Annotated in this window: 16 protein-coding genes and 1 pseudogene; 8 read left to right on the top strand and 9 right to left on the bottom strand. The window is 74.3% G+C overall.

The genetic code is table 11. From position 1 onward, the window contains the following. Window positions 1-150: 150 nt before the first annotated feature. Window positions 151-1374, top strand: coding sequence for a cytochrome P450 (locus ABD343_RS21950; protein WP_344530789.1), 1224 nt, complete (start codon window positions 151-153; stop codon window positions 1372-1374). On the opposite strand, the gene ABD343_RS21945 is transcribed toward ABD343_RS21950, so the two are convergent. Continuing rightward, window positions 1364-2251, bottom strand: coding sequence for an RNA polymerase sigma-70 factor (locus ABD343_RS21945; RefSeq protein ID WP_344530787.1), 888 nt, complete (start codon window positions 2249-2251; stop codon window positions 1364-1366). The two genes, ABD343_RS21950 and ABD343_RS21945, sit on opposite strands and share 11 nt — an antisense overlap. Before the next feature lie 177 nt (window positions 2252-2428). On the opposite strand from ABD343_RS21945, the gene ABD343_RS21940 reads away from it, so the two are divergent. After that, on the top strand, window positions 2429-2923 hold the full coding sequence (locus ABD343_RS21940) for a carboxymuconolactone decarboxylase family protein (RefSeq protein WP_344530785.1): 495 nt from the start codon (window positions 2429-2431) through the stop codon (window positions 2921-2923). Window positions 2924-2984: 61 nt separating this feature from the next. On the opposite strand, the gene ABD343_RS21935 is transcribed toward ABD343_RS21940, so the two are convergent. Next, window positions 2985-3887 (bottom strand): LuxR C-terminal-related transcriptional regulator, encoded by a 903-nt coding sequence (locus ABD343_RS21935; protein WP_344530783.1) that lies wholly within the window; start codon window positions 3885-3887, stop codon window positions 2985-2987. Between the two features lie 184 nt (window positions 3888-4071). Further along, window positions 4072-4671: a TetR/AcrR family transcriptional regulator gene (locus ABD343_RS21930; protein ID WP_344530781.1), complete on the bottom strand. Its 600-nt coding sequence runs from the start codon at window positions 4669-4671 to the stop codon at window positions 4072-4074. A gap of 110 nt (window positions 4672-4781) precedes the next feature. Between ABD343_RS21930 and ABD343_RS21925 the strand changes: the two genes are divergently transcribed. The 3 genes from ABD343_RS21925 to ABD343_RS21915 all read left to right on the top strand — a co-directional run bounded on the left by ABD343_RS21925 (window position 4782) and on the right by ABD343_RS21915 (window position 7590). Further along, a complete protein-coding gene (locus ABD343_RS21925; RefSeq protein ID WP_344530779.1) occupies window positions 4782-5810 on the top strand; it encodes a zinc-binding dehydrogenase in 1029 nt (342 codons plus the stop codon). Beyond that, on the top strand, window positions 5810-6412 hold the full coding sequence (locus ABD343_RS21920) for an NADPH-dependent F420 reductase (protein ID WP_344530777.1): 603 nt from the start codon (window positions 5810-5812) through the stop codon (window positions 6410-6412). The genes ABD343_RS21925 and ABD343_RS21920 overlap by 1 nt, the downstream gene beginning before the upstream one ends. A 65-nt stretch (window positions 6413-6477) precedes the next feature. Beyond that, entirely contained in the window at window positions 6478-7590 is a 1113-nt protein-coding gene (locus ABD343_RS21915) for an alkene reductase (protein WP_344530775.1), read from the top strand. 31 nt (window positions 7591-7621) lie between these two features. Here the strand turns inward: ABD343_RS21915 and ABD343_RS21910 are convergent, their stop codons facing one another. Continuing rightward, a complete protein-coding gene (locus tag ABD343_RS21910; protein WP_344530773.1) occupies window positions 7622-8605 on the bottom strand; it encodes a helix-turn-helix transcriptional regulator in 984 nt (327 codons plus the stop codon). Window positions 8606-8719: 114 nt separating this feature from the next. Between ABD343_RS21910 and ABD343_RS21905 the strand changes: the two genes are divergently transcribed. Continuing rightward, a complete protein-coding gene (locus tag ABD343_RS21905) occupies window positions 8720-9115 on the top strand; it encodes a RidA family protein (protein ID WP_344530944.1) in 396 nt (131 codons plus the stop codon). Window positions 9116-9117: 2 nt separating this feature from the next. On the opposite strand, the pseudogene ABD343_RS21900 reads toward ABD343_RS21905, so the two are convergent. Beyond that, window positions 9118-10083: pseudogene (locus ABD343_RS21900) on the bottom strand (GlxA family transcriptional regulator); the annotation flags it as partial. A gap of 130 nt (window positions 10084-10213) precedes the next feature. Here ABD343_RS21900 and ABD343_RS21895 point away from each other — a divergent pair. Beyond that, window positions 10214-11161, top strand: coding sequence for an alpha/beta hydrolase (locus ABD343_RS21895; protein ID WP_344530771.1), 948 nt, complete (start codon window positions 10214-10216; stop codon window positions 11159-11161). A 32-nt stretch (window positions 11162-11193) separates the two neighbouring features. On the opposite strand, the gene ABD343_RS21890 is transcribed toward ABD343_RS21895, so the two are convergent. Next, window positions 11194-11622 (bottom strand): VOC family protein, encoded by a 429-nt coding sequence (locus ABD343_RS21890; protein ID WP_344530769.1) that lies wholly within the window; start codon window positions 11620-11622, stop codon window positions 11194-11196. Window positions 11623-11723: 101 nt separating this feature from the next. On the opposite strand from ABD343_RS21890, the gene ABD343_RS21885 reads away from it, so the two are divergent. Next, complete coding sequence (locus tag ABD343_RS21885; protein WP_344530942.1) at window positions 11724-12323, top strand: TetR/AcrR family transcriptional regulator; 600 nt, start codon at window positions 11724-11726, stop codon at window positions 12321-12323. Window positions 12324-12385: 62 nt separating this feature from the next. Here ABD343_RS21885 and ABD343_RS21880 read toward each other — a convergent pair whose 3' ends face one another. From ABD343_RS21880 to ABD343_RS21870, 3 genes are read right to left on the bottom strand one after another with little or no spacing between them, the layout of a single operon-like run. Next, a complete protein-coding gene (locus ABD343_RS21880) occupies window positions 12386-13198 on the bottom strand; it encodes a helix-turn-helix domain-containing protein (RefSeq protein ID WP_344530767.1) in 813 nt (270 codons plus the stop codon). A gap of 36 nt (window positions 13199-13234) precedes the next feature. After that, on the bottom strand, window positions 13235-14530 hold the full coding sequence (locus tag ABD343_RS21875) for a cytochrome P450 (protein WP_344530765.1): 1296 nt from the start codon (window positions 14528-14530) through the stop codon (window positions 13235-13237). Between the two features lie 49 nt (window positions 14531-14579). After that, window positions 14580-19487: a DNA repair ATPase gene (locus tag ABD343_RS21870; protein WP_344530763.1), complete on the bottom strand. Its 4908-nt coding sequence runs from the start codon at window positions 19485-19487 to the stop codon at window positions 14580-14582. Window positions 19488-19608: the final 121 nt, after the last annotated feature.

The following is a 19608-nucleotide window of genomic DNA, read 5'->3' as shown; positions in this document are numbered from 1 at the left end:
TGACCGAACAGGGGCCCGCCGACCGAGGGTTGGGACCGCGGGTGGCGCACGGCCGTACGCGCCGCCGGGCCTTGTGTGCGCCGTACACCGTGAGCAAAGGTCACGCCATCCGACCGAACTCCCCACACCCGTACGTCCCCGGAGGGCTGCATGCACGGCCTCGCACCCGTGGCCCTGGAGGGCCTCGACGACCTCAACCTCCTGGACCTGAGGCTGCACGCCACGTCCGACCTCGGGCCCGTGTGGCGGCGGCTGCGCGACGAGGCGCCGGTGTGGTGGCACCCGTCGCGCGGCGGGCTGCCGGGGTTCTGGGTGGTGACCCGGTACGAGGACGTCGTCGCCGTCAGCAAGGACAACCGGCACTACACGGTCGCGCGCGGCAACATGCTCGGCACGCTGCTGCGCGGCGGGGACACGGCGGGCGGCAAGATGATCGCCGTCTCGGACGGCCCCTGGCACGCGGCGCTGCGGCGGCTGCTCATCTCCGGCTTCGGGCCCCGCGCGCTGGGCGTCGTCGCGCAGACGATCGAGACCGCGACCCGGCGCGTGGTCACCGCCGCGCTGGAGCGCGGCACCTGCGACTTCGCGCGGGAGGTGGCAGCGCAGATCCCGCTGACCGCCATCTGCGAACTGCTCGGCGTCCCCGAGGAGGACCGCGCCTCCGTCCTGGAGCTGACGAACGCGGCGATGCTCACCGGCGGCGAGGACGAGCCGGACATCGAGACCCGGGTCGCCCGCAGCCGCATCCTCGGCTACTACTCGCGGCTGGCCGCCGAGCGCCGCGACGCGCCCGGCGGCGACCTGGTCAGCCTCCTGGCCACCAGCGAGGTCGACGGCCGCCCGCTCACCAAGGAGGAGACCCTCCTCAACTGCTACAACCTCATCGTCGGCGGCGACGAGACCGCCCGCCTCGCCATGAGCGGCGGCGTGCTGGCCCTCATCGACCACCCCGAGCAGTGGAAGAGGCTCCTCGCCGACCCCGCCGCCGTCGACCCGGCCGTCGAGGAGATCCTCCGCTGGACGTCCCCCGCCTCCCACGTGGGCCGTACGGCCACGGCGGCGACCGAACTGCGGGGCACGCGCATCGAGGAGGGCGACATCGTCACCCTCTGGACCCCGGCGGCCAACCGTGACGAGCGGGCCTTCGACGAGCCGGACACCTTCGACCTCGCGCGCTCCCCCAACCGCCACGTCACCTTCGGCCACGGCGCCCACTTCTGCATCGGCGCCCATCTGGCCCGCACCGAACTCCGCACCCTCCTCCACACGCTGCGCACCCACGCCACGAGCATCGCCCTGACGGGCCCGCCCCGCCGCATCGAGTCCAACTTCATCACCGGGATCAGCTCCCTGCCGGTGGCGCTCAGCGGCTGACCGGCGTCTCCCGGCCGAGGCGGGAGAGCTTCTCCGGGTTGCGCACCGCGTAGAGGCCGGTGATCAGGCCGTCGTCGAGGCGCACGGCCAGCACGCTGTCCGTCCTGCCCGCGACCTCGACGAGGAGCGCGGGGCGTCCGTTGACCTGGAGCGGGCGCAGCGTCGCCGCGGGGGCGAGGCGGGCCAGGACGGCGGTCACCGGCTCGGCGCCCACGATGGGCGAGAGGGCGGCGCGGACGACTCCGCCGCCGTCGGTCAGCAGGACGACGTCCGGCGCGAGGACGTCGAACAGGCGCCGCATGTCGCCCGTCTCGACCGCCTCCCGGAAGGCGTCGAGCGCGTCGCGGGGCCCGGCGGCGGGCACGTCGCCGCGCGGCCGCCGGGCGGCGACATGGACCCGCGCGCGGTGGGCGATCTGCCGTACGGCGGCGGGGGACTTGCCGACGGCCTCGGCGATCTCGTCGTACCCGAGGTCGAAGACCTCGCGCAGCACGAACACCGCGCGCTCGGTCGGCGCGAGGGTCTCCAGCACGAGCAGCATCGCCATCGACACGCTCTCGGCCAGCTCCACGTCCTCGGCGACGTCCGGCGCGGTCAGCAGCGGTTCGGGGAGCCACGGCCCGACGTAGGACTCCTTGCGGCGGCGGAGCGTCCGCAGCCGGGTGAGGGCCTCGCGCGTGGTGATCCGTACGAGGTACGCGCGGGGGTCGCGCACGGTCCCGAGGTCCACGCCGGCCCAGCGCAGCCAGGTCTCCTGGAGGACGTCCTCGGCGTCGGCGGCCGAGCCGAGCATCTCGTAGGCGACCGTGAAGAGGAGATTGCGGTGCGCCACGAAGGCCTCGGTGGCGGGGTCCGCGGGGGTGCCGCGCGCGTTCATTCCGGCTCCTGCCTGCCTGTGGGTACGGGCCGTAGGGGTCACGCACAAGATGCCGCGCGCGGCGCTCCTGTGACGCCCGTGCCACGTGGCCTACGTCACATCGCGGCGCTGTCACAGGGCGCGGGGGAGCGGCTTCTTCATGGCGACACGATGCCAAGCCATGCGGAAGGAAACGCCATGGAACCCCGTCTCAACCTGATGACCAACCCGCTCGGTACCAAGGTCGGCAAGCGGGTCTACAGCGTCAACCTGGCCATCCAGGAGGCGTCACTGCCCAAGTCCCTGCTGGAGCTGGTGGAGCTGCGCGTCAGCCAGATCAACGGCTGCGGCTGGTGCGTCGACGTGCACACCCAGGAGGCGGCGCGCGCCGGGGAGGCCGCGCTCCGGATCAACCTGGTCGCCGCCTGGCGCGAGTCCACCGTGTTCACGGACGCCGAGCGGGCCGCGCTGGCGCTCGCCGAGGAGGGCACCCGGATCGCCGACGCCCACCTCGGGGTCTCCGACGAGACCTGGGCCCGGGTGCGCGAGCACTACGACGACGACCAGACCGCGGCGCTGATCTCGGCCGTCGCCATGATCAACGCCGCCAACCGGTTCAGCGTGATCACGCGCATGCAGGGCGGCACCTACGACCCGGCCGCGTTCGCCGCGCTCGCGACCGACGGCGCGTGAGGCGAGGCGAGGTGACGTGAGGTGACGTGAGGTGACGTGAGCCCCGGGGCCCGCTCCCGCGCTACGGCCGCCCCTCCTCCAGCAGGCCCGAGCGGGCCAGGCGGTAGGCGAGCTGGGCGCGGCTGCGGGCCTCGAACTGGTCCGAGGCGGCCCTGACGTGGTTGGCGACCGTGCGGGCGCTCATGCCCAGCCGGGCGGCGATGGTCTGGTCGGTGTGCCCCTCCACCATCAACCGGAGCACGGCCCTCCGCTTCGCGTCGGTCAGCGGCGCGGGGCGGGAACGGGGCTGGGCGAAGGTCACCGCGTCGGCCCTCTCCCAGGCGTTCTCGAAGACGTTCGCGAGATACGCGACGATCGCGGGGTGCTCGACGGCCAGCGCGTTCTCCCGCATGTCCGTGCCCGCCACCGGGATGAACGCGACGGTGCGGTCGTAGATCACCAGGCGGTCGAAGAGTTCGTCGAGGGTGCGGAACTCGCCGCCCGCCTCGGTGAGTTTCTCCATGTACGCGAGGGTCGGGCCGTCCGAGCGCGCGGAGTGCTGGTAGAGCGTGCGGCGCCGCACGCCGCGGCCGATCATCTCGTACTCCCAGTCCAGCACGGTCTCCAGCACGGCGGGCGGGCGGGCGCCGCCGGGCTGGAGGGTGAGCGCCTCCTCCCGGCAGCCGTCGGCCCCGGCCCGCAGCGCGGCGTAGACGGTGGCGCGGCCCTGGAGCAACCGCCCGGCGGAGGCGGCCGTCCGCCGTGCCTCGTGGTACGCGGTCTCGGCCTCGGCGTAGCGCGCCTGGACGCGGAGCAGGGCCTGCTGCTGTTCGAGGATCGCCTGCTGGACGGGGCGGGCGTGCCGTGACAGGGCGATGTCGGGCGGCACGGGGGCGTATGCGCCCGGGTCGTCCGGCGCGGGGCGCACGAGGCCGTTCCGGAGCAGGCACTCGGGCACCTCGCCCGTGATCCGGCCCTTCGTCACCGCTTCGCGGTAGCGATCGAGTCCCTGGCCGCACAGCGGTGTGGAGCCGCTCCGATCCTGTGCTCCGGCGCTGCCGCACATGGTGTCCCCTTCACTTCTTCTCCGGCGGGCCCCGCGCACCGCCGGCCGTTGAAGGGTGCCCTCTTTCTCGTCACCGGTGCAACGCGACCCCGTGCCGCGCCCGTCAGTCGAGAGGGTGGGTGCGGCAGGTCCGCAGAATCTCGTCGGACAGTTCGGGCTGGACGTGGCTCACGGCGCGGGCGAGGGTCATCGCCCCGACGAGCCGGCTGAGCAGCAGCACCGCGCGCTCCCGCGCCTCCTGCGCGGTGAGCTCCCCCTCGTGCTCGCGGGCGAACTCCTCGGCGAAGCCGGTGAGGTACCCCTCCACGCCGGCCGCGTAGGCGCTCTGGATCGTGTCGCTGTGCCGTCCGGCGTCGATGACCAGGGAGGCGGAGGGGCAGCCGCCGTCCGAGGCGTCGCGGTGGGCGGCCGAAAGGTAGTTGTCCACCACTCGCTTCAGCGCTGGGCCGTTGAGATCGGCGCCTTCCTCCAGGAACTGCTCCAGGGAGCCCAGGGAGGCTTCGAACGAGGCGCCGCACGCCTCGGCGGCCAGATCGTCCTTGGACGCGAAGTGGTTGTAGAAGCCGCCGTGGGTCAGGCCCGCCTCCTTCATCAGTTCGGCGATGCCCACGGCATCGACGCCCTGCGAGCGGAACATGCGCCCGGCTGCCTCGACGATGTTCTGCCGGTTCCTGGCCTTGTCTTCCCTGGTGATCCGCGGCATGGCCGCCCTCCTGTGCCGGCAGTGGTGCTTGACGTGTTTGACGTTTTCGATGTTACCTCTCATCATTCTTTTTAATGATGGACATCATCAAAGAGCGAGTGGAGGCGCCTATGCGCACCGTGGAGCACACGCGGCAAGGGGAAGCCGCACGGGTACTGACGCTGAGGGAGGGGGCCCGCAGGCCGACTCCCGGCGGCGGAGAGGTCCTGGTCCGCATGCTGGTCCGGCCCATCCATCCGGGGGACCTGATCGGTGTGGAGGGTCTGCCGGGCCAGCCCGAACAGCAGTCGGGGGCCCGGACTCCCGGAGTGGAGGGGATGGGCGTCGTCGAGAGCGTCGGAGCGGACGTCCGCACACTGCGCCCAGGCCAGCGGGTGGCGGTTTTCCCGGCGCCGGGAACGTGGGGCGACTTCGTCGCGGTCCCAGCCGATCTGGCGGTGCCGGTGCCGGACGGGGTCGGCGACGAGACCGCGGCCCTGATGCTGGTCAACCCGCTGACGCTGCGCATGCTGTACCGCGCGATCGAGAAGGCCCTGCGCGGGCAGACGGGTCCGGTTCTCCAGACCGCCGCCGGATCGTCCATCGGCAGGCTGGTCGGCGCAGCCGCGGTCCGGCACGACCTGCGGCTGATCAACCTCGTGCGCAGCACCTCCGGTGCCGAGAAGACGCGGACGCTGTACCCCTCCCAGCCCACGATCGCGACGTGCGACGACGACTGGCGGGAACAAGTCCGCCGCCATGCCGGTGAGCGGGGCGTCCAGGTGGTCCTCGACTGCGTCGGCGGCCCCATGACCCAGGACCTCGCCGAACTGCTCGCCGACGGCGGCACTCTGATCTCCTACGGACATCTGAGTTCCGGCACGACATCGTTGGAGGCGCTGCCGCTCATGGCGCGGGAGCTGACGGTGCGGGGAGTGTCGATACTGCACTGGACGAGCCGCACCCCCGGGGAGCGGGCTGAGGATGTCGCCTTCGCCCGGGACCTGGCGCAGAACACGCCGGATCTGCTCGACGTCGCGGCCAGTTACGACCTCGCCGACTTCAAGGCGGCCATCGAGCACGCCCGCCGCCCGGCCAAGAGCGGAACCGTCCTGCTCACCACACCGCGGACGGCCGATTCCGGAAACGAGGCCGCCTGATGAAGATCGGAATGCTCGGAGCCGGAGAAATCGCCCAGGCCATCGCCCGGCACGCGATCCGTCACGGCCACGAGGTCGTGTTCAGCAACAGCCGAGGACCCGCCTCCCTGGCCCCGCTGGTCGAGGACCTCGGCACGCTCGCGGCAGCCGCGACTCCCGAGGAGGCCGCCGCCGCGGACCTCGTCGTGCTCGCGGTCCCCTGGCCGCGGATCCCTGACGCCGTCGCCGGGCTCCCCCGCCTGGACGGAACCGTCGTCATCGACGCCACCAACCAGTTCGCCACCCTTTCCCCGGAACCGGAGATCGCCGACCTGGGCGACCTCACCGGCAGCGAATACGTGGCCTCCCTGCTTCCCGGCGCACGCGTGGTCAAGGCGTTCAACGCCCTCTACGGGCAGTTCATCGCAGCCGATCCCCGCCACGAGGCGGGGCGTCAGGTGCTGTTCCTCGCCGGTGACGACGCCGATGCCAAGAACAGCGTGAGAGATCTGACCTCCGAGTTCGGCTTCGCCCCCGTCGACCTCGGAACGCTGCGCGAGGGAGGACGCCTCATGCAGCTCGGCGGTCCCGTGTCCGCCCTCCACGCCCTCAAGCAGGACTGATCCCGCCAACCCGCTCGTGCTCCTCGTGTCCGCGCGGAGCGCCTCGCCTCACGAAAGAGATGTTCATGTCCGACCCGACCTCGGCACCCGGCGCCCAGCCCCTCCTGCGGCCTGTTCAACTGGGCGCGCTCAGGCTGCCCAACCGCGTCGTCATGGCTCCCATGACGCGCTCCCGGGCCGACAACGAGGAACTGGCCCCCACCGCCCTGCACGCCACCTACTACACGCAGCGCGCCGGCGCCGGCCTGATCATCAGCGAAGGGACCTGGGTCAGCACGGACGCGATCGGCTTCATCAACGTCCCCGGCATCTACACCGAAGCGCAGACCGCCGGCTGGACCAAGGTCACCGAAGCTGTGCACTCCGCGGGAGGCAGGATCGTCTCGCAACTCGGCCACGCCGGCGCCGCCTCCCACCCGGATCACCACGGCGGCAGGCTCCCCGCCGGCCCTTCGGCGATCAATCCCCACGAGATGTCCTACACCCCCGAAGGGCCGAAGGACTCCCTCACCCCACGGGCCCTGAGCGCCGCGGAGATCGCCACCACGATCGGCGCCTACCGGCAGGCAGCCGCCAACGCGCTGCGCGCCGGATTCGACGGCCTGGAGATCCACGCGCAGATATCCCACCTCGTGGCCCAGTTCCTCAACCCACGGCTCAACCAGCGCACCGACGCCTACGGCGGCACCAGCGAAAAGCGGGCCCGGTTCCTCCTCGACGTCGTGGACACCGTCGCCGGCGTGTGGGGCAGCGACCGCATCGGGATCAAACTCTCGCCCTACTGGAATCACGGACCCGCCTTCACCGCGGACGCCGAGACGCTGGACGAGTACGACCAGCTCCTCAAGCGCCTGGGCGACAGCAACCTGGCCTACCTCCACCTCCTCGGCCCCGAACCCGGCACAGGAACCGACACCCTCACCGCATTCACCCGCTACCGCGCCCACTACGACGGCGCCGTCATCGCCGGCCTCGGCTTCACACAAGCGAGCGGCAACGAGCTGCTCGAACGGCAACTGGCCGACGCGGTCTCCTTCGGCGCCCCCTTCATCGCCAATCCGGACCTCGTCGATCGATTCGCCCACGGCCACCCCCTCGCCGCCGACGACCGCGACACGCACTTCGCGGGTGGCGCGGAGGGATACACGGACTACCCCACGGTGACCGGCTCCTCCTAGCGGCGCTTCGTCTGGCCGCCCGTCAACGCCGTCAGCGTCCGTCGCCGGAGGCCCCGTAGTGCGCGGCGAGTGCCGTGGCGCGGTCGTGCAGGGAGGCGCGCAGCCACTCGGGGGCGAGGGCCTCCGCGGACGTGGCGAGCTGCCACAGCGCCCATTCGGCGTGCCGCGCGTCCTGGAAGGTGACCTCCATCCGCAGTCTGCCGTCCGGCTCGGCCTCCTCGGACCGTACGGCCAGCGCGGTGCCCACCAGTTCCTCGCGCCGCCCCGGGTCCACCCGTACGTGCACGGCGACCTGGTCGCCGCCGGTCCGGAAGCGTGTGCCGCGTTCCTGCCAGACCCGGCCCAGGTCGATCCGGTCGGGCCGCTGGGCGGGCTCGTCGAGCGCCTCGGCGGCCCGCACCCGGGACAGCCGGTAGGTGCGGTCGGCGCCCGACCGGGTGGCCAGCAGGTAGCCCTGGTCGCGGACCGTGACGAGGCCGAGCGGGTCCACCGTGCGCCATGCCGGGGCCCGGTCCACGGGCGCGTAGCGCAGCCGCAGCTTGCGCCCGGCCAGCACCGCGCGCCGGACCTCGGTCACGATCGCGTCGGGAATCTCCTCGGCGGTCCGCCTGCGCGAGAGGAGGTCGGTCTCCGGGTCGACGAGCAACCGCTCGGCGACGTCGGCCGCCGTTTCCTGGTAGCTGTCGGGCAGCGCGTCCACGACCTTGAGCATGGCCGAGGCGAGCGCCGAGCCGAGGCCGAACACCTGGGTGCCGCGCCGCGATCCGGCGACCATCAGGGCGAGCGCCTCGTCCTGGCTCAGCCCGGTCAGCCGCGTCTGGAAGCCGGGCAGCAGCGCGAACCCGCCGTGCCGCCCGCGCTCGGCGTAGACGGGGACGCCCGCGGCGGACAGCGCCTCGATGTCGCGCAGCACGGTGCGGGTGGACACCTCCAGCTCGCGGGCGAGCGTGGCCGCGGACAGCCGTCCGCGCTGGCGCAGCAGCAGCACCAGCGAGACCAACCGGTTGGCGCGCATGCGAAAACCCTACCGAATACGTGACACAGGGTGTCGTGATCTGTTGGCAGGCTCTCCGAGCGTGACGTGCGTGACGTACGCACTGCCGATCGAACGAAGGGACCTCAAGTGGCTGTGGAGAGAACGGCGGTCAACCCGTGGGCGTGGTCCGTGGAACGGGGGTACAACCAGGGCGAGCTGGTCACCGGCCCCGCCCGGACCCTGTACCTCGCGGGGCAGACCGCGATGAGCGGCGAGGGCGAGCCCCTGCACGCGGGTGACATGGGGGCGCAGTTGGCGCTCAGCCTGGACAACCTGGAGGCCGTGCTCGGCGAGGCCGGCATGTCCCTCGCGCACCTGGTCCGGCTCAACGTCTACGCCACGGACGTGGACCTGCTCTTCCAGCACTACGGCGTGCTGGCCTCGCGGCTCGGCGCCGCCGGGGCGGCACCGGCGACGACGATGCTCGGGGTGCCCCGGCTCGCGCTCCCGCCGCTGATGGTCGAGCTGGAGGGGACCGCCGTGGACTGACGGGAGCGGAACGCCCTGCGGTAGGCGGACGGCGTGGTGTCCAGGGCGTCCCGCATGCGCTGCCGCAGGTTCGTCCCGCTGCCGAGCCCGGTCCTGGCCGCGATGTCGTCCACGGGCAGCTCCGTGGACTCCAGCAGGTGGCGCACGCGCTCCAGCCGCGCGGAGGCGAGCCAGGCGGCGGGGGAGAGCCCGGTCTCCTGCCGGAACCGGCGGGTGAACGTCCGTACGCTCATGTGGCAGTGCGCGGCGAGGTCCCCGAGGGACAGCCGCCGGTCCAGGTGCTCCGTCATCAGCGTCCGCGCCCCCGCCGTCGAGGTCCCCGCGTCCTCCCGGACCGGGTGCTCGACGTACTGGGCCTGCCCGCCGTCCCGCAGGGGCGCGACCACGTTGTAGCGGGCCACGCGGTTCGCCACCGCGCTGCCGTGGTCCTCCCGGACCAGGTGCAGGCACAGGTCGATGGCCGCGGCGCCGCCGGCCGAGGTGAGGATGCCCCGGTCGGCGACGAACAGCGGATTGGTGTCGAGATCGACGGCGGGGAAGAGCCGCCTGAACTGCCGTGCGTAGCGCCAGTGCGTCGCGGCCCGGCCGCCGTCCAGCAGACCGGCGGCGGCGAGGACGAACGAGCCGGTGCACAGGGACACCAGCCGGGCGTGCCGCCGGGCCGCGCGCAGCGCCTCCGCGACACGGGGGTCCACCGCGCCGTCCTCGACCACGGCGGGGCAGCGGGTCCCCGCGACGATCACCGTGTCGGCGTGCTCCAGCAGGGACAGGTCGCCCTGGGGCGTGACGCCGTACCCGTTCACCGTCGGCACCGGGGAGCCGTCCGGGGTGCAGGTGCGCACCTCGTAGGCCGCGTCTCCCGCGCCCGTCCCGACCCCGGCCAGCATCTGGGCCGGGATGCTCAGATCGAAGGCCACCACCGGTGCGAGGGCGAGAACGGCCACGTGGTGAGGCGTCGCGACAGTCATGGCCCAATAGTTGCAGATAGTGGCCCCCGGGCCACTTCTGGGCCGTCCGGGACCGGCGGAGACTGAAGCCGTTCCGCACGCGAGCACCGGGAGAATCCCCGGTCCACACCTTGGAAGGTGGCCCTCAGCCATGTCCGTCCCCGCCGTCGATCCCGAGATCCAGACGCTTCTCGACACCGCCGACACCGGCGTCTTCCCCGTCCACGGCCTGGACGAGGTCCTCGCCGACCCCGAGCGCTACGCGCTCCTGCGCGACCTCCCCGACACCCCCGCCGACGACCGCGTCGAGGTCCGGGACCTGCACATCCCCGGCCCCGGCGGGCAGTTGCGGCTGCGGGTCTACCGGCCCCGCACGGCCGAGGAGCTGCCGATGATCCTCTACGTGCACGGCGGCGCCTACACCTACGGGTCCCCCGAGGCCGAGGAGGGGCGGTCCCTGCGCTACGCCCGCGACGTCCGTGCCGTCGTCGTCTCCGTCGACTACCGCCTCGCCCCCGAACACCCCTTCCCCGCCGGGGCCGACGACGCCTACGCGGCCCTGACCTGGATCGCCGCCCACGCCGCCGAACTCGGCGGCGACCCCGCGCGCATCGCGGTGGCCGGCGGCAGCGCCGGGGGGAACATCGCGGCCTCCACCGTGCTGCGCGCCCGCGACCGGTCAGGCCCGCGCCTGCTCTTCCAGTCCCTGACCTACCCGGGCGTGGACGCCGGCCTGGCCACCGGCTCGGCACGGGAGTTCACCGACACCCCGGTCCTGAACCGGGCCGCGCTGGAACTGGCCGTGCGGTACTACGCGCAGGACAGCCACGCCGCCCGCAACGACCCGTACGCCTTCCCGATCCGCGCCGCCGACCTCGGCGGGCTGCCGCCCGCCTACATCGCCGTGGCGGAGATCGACCCGCTCCGCGACGAGGGCCGCGACTACGCCGCGCGCCTGTCCGCCGCCGGTGTCACCACCGAACTCGTCCAGGTCCCCGGGGCCGTTCACGGCTTCGACCTCCTCTTCCCGCAGGCCCGCGTCAGCGAGCGCAGCCTCGCCGACCAGGTACGCGCCCTGCGCGAGGCACTGCACTCCTGAGGCCCCTGGCTGCTCTGCGCGTGCTGCGCGTACTACGCGTACTGGGCGGCGTACTCCCCGGTGGGGGCGATGGGGGTGATGACGTCGATCAGGACGCCGTCGGGGTCGGCCACGATGAAGTGCCGCTGCCCGAACTCCTCGCTGCGCAGGCCGAGAACGGGCTCCAGCCCCTCGCGGACGACGAGCCGCTGCCACTCCGCGTCCACGTCCTCGACCTCGAAGTTGAGCAGCAGCCCCCGGGCGGTGGCGCGACGGTCCTCCGGGAGGGTCGGGTGGGTGTGGTCGAGGAGGGCCAGCTCGTACCCCGCCTCTGCGGGGGCGCCCGGGCCTCCGGGGTGCCGGAGGCTGACGTACCAGTCCGCCTCGAAAGTCGTCGTGAAGCCCAGCAGGCCGGTGTAGAAGTCGCGGGACTCCTTCAGCCGCGCCGTGCAGATCACCGCGTACAGGCTGGTCAGTCGCATCGCGGAACCCAACCCCTCTCGTTTTCGCATACCATCGGTATGTCAAGGTGGGGTGCACGCTATTCGGCGTACCGTTGGTATGTCAACGAGAGGGGCATGTGGTGCCGGAGCAGGGCGTACGGGAGCGGCAGCGGGAGCGGACCCGGCTGGCGCTGCTGCGGGAGAGCAGGCGGCTCTTCTCGGAGCGCGGCTACGCGGCCGTCGGGCTGGCCGAGCTGGTCCGGGCCGCCGGGGTCACCAAGGGCGCGCTCTACCACCACTTCCCCGGCGGCAAGACGGACCTCTTCCGGGCGGTCCTGGAGGAGGCCCAGCGCGAGGTGGCGCTGCGGGTGGCCGCCGCGGCCGAGGCGCGGGAGGACCCGTGGGAGCAACTGACGGCCGGGTGCCGGGAGTTCCTCGCCGCCGCCACGGCGCCGGAGGCCGAGCGCGTCATGCTGGTGGACGGCCCTGCCGTGCTCGGCTGGAACGAGTGGCGGGCCATGGACGAGGCCGCCTCGGCCCGTCATCTCACCGAGGCGCTGACCGCCCTCGCCGAAGCGGGCGTCATCACCCCGCAACCCGTCGCGCCCCTGGTCCACCTGCTGTCGGGGGCGATGAACGAGGCGGCGCTCTGGCTGGCCTCCCCCTCCGCCGGGCCCGGGGACCTGGCGCACACCACCGCGGCCCTCGACCGCATGCTCCGGTCGCTGCGCGCCGACTGACCGCCCGGGGCCGGGGCCGGGGCCGGGGTCGCGGTCGCCGGGACCCACGGCCGTCTAGGGGCCTACGGGACGGGTCGGTGCCAGCCCCCGAGGTCGCGCCCTTCCTCCGCGAGCCACGCCGACGGCGACGTCCGCATGAGGGCGGTGAAGTCCCGTACGAGATGGCTCTGGTCGTGGTACGCGCACTCCGCCGCGACCCGCGCCCAGGAACCGGCCCCGGCTCCGGCCCGCTCCACGGCCGCCGACAACCGCGCGACGCGGGAGGCGAACTTCGGGCCGACGCCCAGCTCCCGCCCCATCACGTGCCGCAGTTGACGCGGGCTCAGATGCGCGCGCCGCGCCAGCTCGTCCACGGGCACGCGCCCCTGGGAGGCGCCGATGAGCCGCATCGTCTCCACGACGTCCCGGGGGACGTCCGCGGGCCGGGCCCGTTCCAGCCGCGCCAGCAGCCGTACGCGCATCACCTCCGCGCGCCGCTCCGGTGGCAGTCCCGCCAGCTCCTCCGCCAGCTCGTCCACCCACGGCAGCAGCGCCTCGGCGCGCACGCCGCCCGCGTCCACCTCGCGGGGCGGCACCCCGGTCAGCCGCCGCATCGCCGGGAGCGACAGTTCGGCGTACACCATCGGCTGCCCGGGCCGCAGCACCTGGCCGGCCGTGCCCGCCCCGGGCCGCATCAGCCCGGCGACGACGGCCCCCAACCGCTCGGCCCGCCCGTCGTACTCCACCTCGAAGGGCGCCCCGAGCCCGACGACGAGCCGTGCGGAGAGCGAGGGCAGCGCGCGGTGCACACGGGGTGCCCCCGTGTGCTCACTGGCCGCGACGACCCCGATCCCGGCCGCCCGGCACGCCTGACGCAGCTCCGGCCCTGCTTCCATCCGCCCATGGTCGCACCGCCCGCCGGACGGCACCCCTCAGCGGGACAGCGTCGCCTCCGTCGGGCCCTTCGGGCGGACCGTGAAGCCGAAGGACGTGGTCGTGGGGGTGGCGTGGAAGGCCGGGGTATGGGCGGGGAGGAGGCGTTCGAGGAGGGAGGTGGACTCGCGGAGGGCGAACTGGGTGCCGAGGCAGGCGCGGGGGCCGAGGCCGAAGGGGTAGTAGGCGCCCGGGTGGGCGGGGCGGGCGTCCGGGGTGCGGAAGCGGCCGGGGTCGAAGCGCTCGGGGTCGGGCCACAGGGCCGGGTCGCGGTGGGTGAGGTAGGGGCAGACCAGGAGGTCGGCGCCCGCCTCGACGGCGTACCCCGCGAGGGTGTCGGACTCGGCCGCGTGGCGGGGGAGGATCCAGGCCGACGGGTAGAGGCGGAGGGTCTCCTGGACGAGGGCCTGGATGGCCTTGCGGCGCTCCGGAGAGCCCTCCGGGCCCGCCGCCAGGGCCTGTTCGCGGGCCTCGGGGTGGCGGTCGAGGAGGAGGTAGAGCCAGGTCAGGGTGGTGGCCGTGGTCTCGTGACCGGCGGCGAGGAGGGTGACCAGCTCGTCGCGGACGAGCTGGTCGGTGTACTCGGGGTGCTCCTCGGCGGCGTCGGTCAGGACGCGCAGCAGGTCGCCGGTTTCGCCCGCGCGGGCCTCGGCCATGGCGCGGTGGGCGACCGCGTCGATACGGGCCAGCTCGTCGGCGACGGCCTCGCGCGCGTCCCCCGTGTCGGCGGGGAGCGTGGGCAGGACCTCCGCGACGGCCTGCACGGCGTTCAGCTCGTGCTCGGTGTCCTCGTCCAGGGGGCGCCCGGTGAGGGTGCGCCAGATGGTGTCCAGGGCGAAGCGGTGCATCTCGCGCCCGACGTCGAGGGGTTCGCCGGAGCGGGCGTACGCCTCCCAGCGCTCGGCGGTGCACCGCGCCGCCTCCTCGATCCGCCGCTCGTGGCGGCGCATCCCCGGGCCGGTGAACTGGTGCTGGAGCAGGCGGCGTTGGCGCTTCCACGCCGGGCCCGTGGCGGACAGGACGCCGTCGCCGACGAGGAGCCGGGCCCGGTGCGAGCGCTTGACGTACACCTCGGGGCGCCGGGCGAGGACGTGCTGGACGGCGTGCGGCTCGGTCACCAGCACGGTCCGCGCCGGGCCGAGGCGGAACGCGGCGACGCCCCCGTACCGCCCGCGCACCTCGGTCAGCAGGTCGACGAGGGCGCCTCCCCCGGCCCCCCAGCGCTCCACGAGCGCGGGGTCGGCCTCGGGGAGGGGCGCGGCGGACGCGGCTTCGGCCTCTGCTCGGATCTCCACCGTACGGACTGTACGGGAGGCGTCGCGGCCGGTGACAGGCGTACGCGGGTCAACGCCCGTCCGTCGCGCGGGTGATCGCCGACTCGACGGCCGCGACCCGGTCCGCGAGCAGGCCGAGAGCGCCGACGGCGCGTGCCACCGGGTCGGCCTCGTCGCCGCCGAGGGCCCGGGCGCGGACGGAGGTGCGCTTGATCTCCTCCCAGCGCGCGGCCTGTCCGGGGGTGAGGGCGCCGCGCAGCTCGGCGAGCTTGAGGAGGTTCGCCTCGGCGCCGCTGGTGAGGGTCTGGGCCTCGGCGGCGTAGTGGTCCTCGACGAGCGCGTGCAGCTCGGCGTCGGTCATGACGGGCTGGACGCGACGGGCGATCTTGTTCATGTCGCGGTACGAGCCCTGGAGCCGGAACGGCGGCTCCGTGCGCGTCGCGTCGCTCTGCGCGGCGGACGCGAGATAGGCGCGGTTGACGTCGAGGACCGTCGCGCGGGCGGTGAGCAGATGGCGCAGCACCGCGAGGACCTGGTCGAGTTCGGCCGCCGGGAGGGGGCGGGCGAGCTGGTCGGCGCGTGCCGAAGGGTCCTGCTCCGCGAGGCGGACGAGCACGCCGAGATCGTCGCGCACGCGGTCGGCGAGCGGGGCGAGGAGCGGGTGCGAGGTCAGCGCGTTCTCGACGAAGCTGAGGGCGAAGAGGTGCTCCTTGCCGGTGAGGACATCGCCCAGGTTCCATACGTCCGCGCGGTTGGCGAGCATGTCCGGCACCCGGAAGCGGCTGCCGTCGCCGGTGTACGGGTTGCCCGCCATGCACACGGCGAAGCGCTTGCCCCGCAGGTCGTACGTGCGTGCCCGGCCGTTCCACACGCCCTCGACGCGGCGCGTGGCATCGCACAGCGGGATGAAGCGCTGGAGCAGCTCGGGGGAGGTGTGCTGGATGTCGTCCAGGTACAGGAGGGTGTTGGAGCCCGCCTCCAGCGCGAAGTTGATCTTCTCGACCTCCTGCCGGGCCATCGCGTTGGGCGCCTCGGCGGGGTCGAACGAGGTCACGGCGTGGCCCAGCGCCGGGCCGCTGACCTTGACCAGGACGAGGCCGAGCCGCTCCGCGACGTACTCCATGAGCGTCGTCTTGCCGTAGCCCGGCGGCGAGACGAGCAGCAGCAGGCCTCCCGTGCCGCCGCCTCCCGCGCCCGCCGCGTCGGCGGTGCCCATCTGGCGGGCCAGGCTGTCGCCGACGAGCGGCAGGCAGACCTCGTCCACGAGCCGCCCGCGCACGAACGACGACAGCGCGCGCGGCCGGTGGTCCTCCAGCCGCAGCCGCTCCCGCTCGGCGGCGACCAGCGCGGTCCGCTGCCGCTGGTACGCGCGGAACCCGGGCACGTCGTGGGCGCGGAAGCCGTCCGTACGGGCGAGGAACTCGTCGATCCGCAGCGTCAGCGCCCCGTCCTCGACGCGCGGGTGGGCGCCGAGCAGCCCGGTGACCCGCTCCTCGACGGGCGCCTCCAGGGCGTAGCGGGGGAGGTCGGGGCAGAGTTCGGCGGCGACCGCCTCGGCCAGGTCGCCCGGCGCGAGGGGCTCGCCCGCGGCGCGCGCGTACGAGCCGAGCCACGTCTCGGCGAGCTGCCGCCGGTCGGCGAGCCGGTCGAGCGCGGCGAGGTCGCTCTCGTACGCCCCGGCGTCGGCGGTGCGGCGGAACTTGTCGAGGAGCGTGCGCGTCGCGGCGCTCAGCACGAAGCCCTCGGGGGAGAGGGTGAGTTCGTCGAAGAGGTACGCGGCGGCCGCTGACGAGAGGGGTCCCGCGTCGGCCTCCTCCGGTTCCGGCAAGGACCCCGCCATGGACCCCGACACCGACTCCGCCAGCGCCTCCGCCAGTTCGTCCTTCAGCTCCGCGACGGCCTCGTGCGCCCCGAAGGCGTCGCGGGCCCGGGCGAGCGAGGCCGCGCGCCGCGCCCAGGCGGTGCGCCGGCCGGCGTCCGTGCCGTGCGCCCAGAAGAGCTGGGCCGCGGCGCGCGCGGCCGGTTCGTGGCACAGCGGGCCCGCGCCCTCGCGCAGCCGCAGCAGCGCGGCGAGGATCAGGGCCGCGTCGTGGTCGTGGACGCCGCGCTCGTACCCCTCGTCGTAGGCGTCCCGCGCGGCGCGCTCCACCAGGCCCGCGAGGTCGTCCGTCGCCGCGAGGGCCTCGGCGCCGTGCTCGGCGAGGAGCCGCGCGGCCAGGTGCTCGGCCCGGTAGACGGCGGGGGACTCGGACGGGACGGCGCGGTCCCAGTACGGGCGCGTGGCGAGGAAGTCCGGGTCGGTGACGGGCGCGCGGTAGTCGGTGCCGGAGAGGGCGAGGGCGAGGCCGTCGCCGTGCGGGACGAGCGTGAGGTCGAGGGGCTGGGTGTTGACGGCGAAGCGGTGCCGCCCCAGGCGTACGGTCCGGCCGCCGTCGGAGTAGAGGTCGTCCCGGTCGCGCAGGGCGCGCGCGGCCTCCTGGCCGAGCGCGGCGAGCCGGTCGTCCAGCTCCTGCGCCCGCCCCGGCTCGTCGAGTTCCCGCAGCTCCTCGGCCGTGCGGCGGACCTTGGCGACCATCGGGTCGGAGGCGAAGAACGCGGACACGGCGTCGGCGTCGGGCAGTTCGCGCGCCCGGCGGGCGAGGGTGCGCAGCACGCGGGACGCGGCCGCGGCGCGCTGCTCCGCGCGGCGGGAGCGGGCGTCGGCGAGGGACTGCTTGCGCGCGGAGAGGAGTTCGTGGATCTCGGCGCGCTTGGCGTCGAGTTCGGCCAGGTGCGCGTCGTCCTCCGCGAAGCGGGACTCCAGGTTCTCCACCCGTACGAGCAGCCGCGCCAGCTCCTCGTCGCACGCCTCCGGCGTGTCCGCGGCGGCGAGCGCGCCCGCGACGGCCTGGCCCAGCAGCGCGAACTCGGCGCCGAATTCGGCCCGGCCCTCCTCCGCGAGCAGCGCGCGCCGCCGGGCCTCCAGCGTGGCGCGGGCCCGGTTGACGGCGCCGAGGACGGCGGCGATGTGCTCCAGGACGGCGGTGCGCACGGTCGCGTCGCCGGTGTCGAGCGCGGAGACGACGTCGGTCACGGTGCGCAGCCCGTCGGCCAGCTCGTCGATCCGCCCGGCGACGGGGCCCGCCGCGGCGGCGGTGGTCAGCGCCCCGGCCTCCGCGACGAGTTCCTCGACGTCCTCGTGGTAGGCGGCGAAGGCGCCCGCGTCGGCGAGGTGGTTCACGGCGCGCTGCCCGTAGGAGGCCAGCTCGGACTCGGCGTCCGCCGCCAGCGCGTCGATACGGCCGGTGTCCGCGTACCGCGTCTCCTTCAGGGCGAGCAGATGCCCGTGCGCCCGGCGGAGCGCGGTCAGCCCCTCGACCCAGCCGACGGCGGTGCGGGGCGCCTGGCCGCGCAGCCCGCGCACCACCGAGGCGATCCGCGCCGCGGCCTCGTCGAGCGCGTCGGCCGCCTGCCGGGTCAGTTCCCGTACGGTCTCGAACTCGGCCAGCACCTGGCCCGCCGTGCTCCGCACCTCCTCCAGCGGCGCGAGCAGGCCGCCGGTCTCCGCGTCGCCGAGCCAGGGGTGGCTGTCGGCGGTCCGCGCGCAGAGGGCGAGCAGCTCCTGGTAGACCTCGGCCGTCGGGGTGGTCTCCGTGGCGGTGCGCGCGACGGTCAGGCAGTCGGCGATGCCCCGGACCAGGTCGGCGTTGCCGATCCGGGCGAGGGCACCGCCGCCCGCGGAGCGCGCGGCGGCCCAGGTGTCGGTGGCGTAGGGCGACGTCCAGGTCTGCAGCGGGTGCACCCGCGCGGGCTCGCCCGTCCCCGGCTCGGTGCGCAGCACGCGCAGCGTCCCGTCGTCGAAGAGCGCGTATCCCCGGCAGACCAGCGGCGCGGCGAACTCCTCGCGGATGGTGTTGTACGACAGCAGCAGGCCGCGCCCGGCCGCCTCGGCGTGGAACGCGAACAGCACGTCCTCGCCGTTGGGCGCGCGCACCGTCCGCTCGTACTCCAGCCCGTCCGTGTCCACGGCGTCGAACGTCTTCGCCGTGCCGTCCGCCAGGCAGTACCCGCCGGGGAAGACCACGCCCTGGTCCTCCGGCAGCCTGCGGCAGCCCTGCCCGATGCCGTCGAGCCGGACGACGGCCCCGGTGAGCCGGCTGAACGCCAGGTAGCGGGCGTGCTCCTCCTTGTACGGGAGGACGCGCAGCAGGGTGAGGGCGCCCGCGCGGGCGTACGCGATCCCGGCGTCCGCGAGCGACTGGAGCGGCTCGGAGACGGGCTCGGACCAGACGCCCTCGCCGGTCTCCGTGTCGTCCTCGGTCTTGAGCGTGAGGGCGCCGCCGACCGTCGAGACGAACAGGCCCTCGCCGACGGCGACATGAGGGTGCCGGCCGAGGACGTGGTCGGCGCGGGTCGTGTCCGTCCAGGTGACGTCGTGGGGCGGCGGGAGGACGTGGTCGCGCTCGCCGCGCGCGTCGAGGAACCGGGCGCTCGTGCCGTCGTCCGCGAGGACCCAGCGCAGCACGCGCACGTCGCCGGGCTTCTCGCCGGTCCGGAAGACGGCGAGGAGCCTGCCCTCGGTGCGCCGCAGCCGCAGCAGCCGCGCGCCCCGGTAGTAGCGGTGCAGGGCCGCGAACTCCCGCCGGAAGTCCGCGTCGTCGAGCAGCCCGGGCACGGCGTCGTACGGCAGCGGCTCCAGCTCGCCGTCGTACAGCCCGAACACGTCCTCGGGGCCGGTCTCGCGCCCGGCCTCGCGGGGGAGCCCGGCGGCCGGGTCGCGGCCGAAGAGCAGGTGGGGGCCGACGGCCACGAGGTCGCGCGGCACGCAGGGCTGCCCGGTGCGCAGCCGCGCGGAGCCGTCGAGCGCGAGGCGCGTCGAGCCGAACTCCTCGGTGCGGCGCGCGTTGAGCGCCTCGGTGCGCGCGGCCAGATCCCCGGCTCGCGCGACGAGCCGGTCCCGCAGCACCTCGTAGGTCCCGGTGTCGAGCCCCTCGGTCATGGGTGGGTTCCCTCCTGGTCGTCAGTGGTGGCTACTGGGCAGGGGCTGCCCCGTGCGGTGCCCCGCAGGCCGCGGCTGCGTCGTGGCTTGTCGCGCAGTTCCCCGCGCCCCTTGAGGGCGC

The sequence above is a fragment of the Streptomyces albiaxialis genome, from assembly GCF_039530985.1.
Taxonomy (GTDB): Bacteria; Actinomycetota; Actinomycetes; order Streptomycetales; family Streptomycetaceae; genus Streptomyces; species Streptomyces albiaxialis.
Note: the sequence above shows the minus strand (reverse complement) of the source record. Positions and strands in the feature narration are given on the sequence as shown.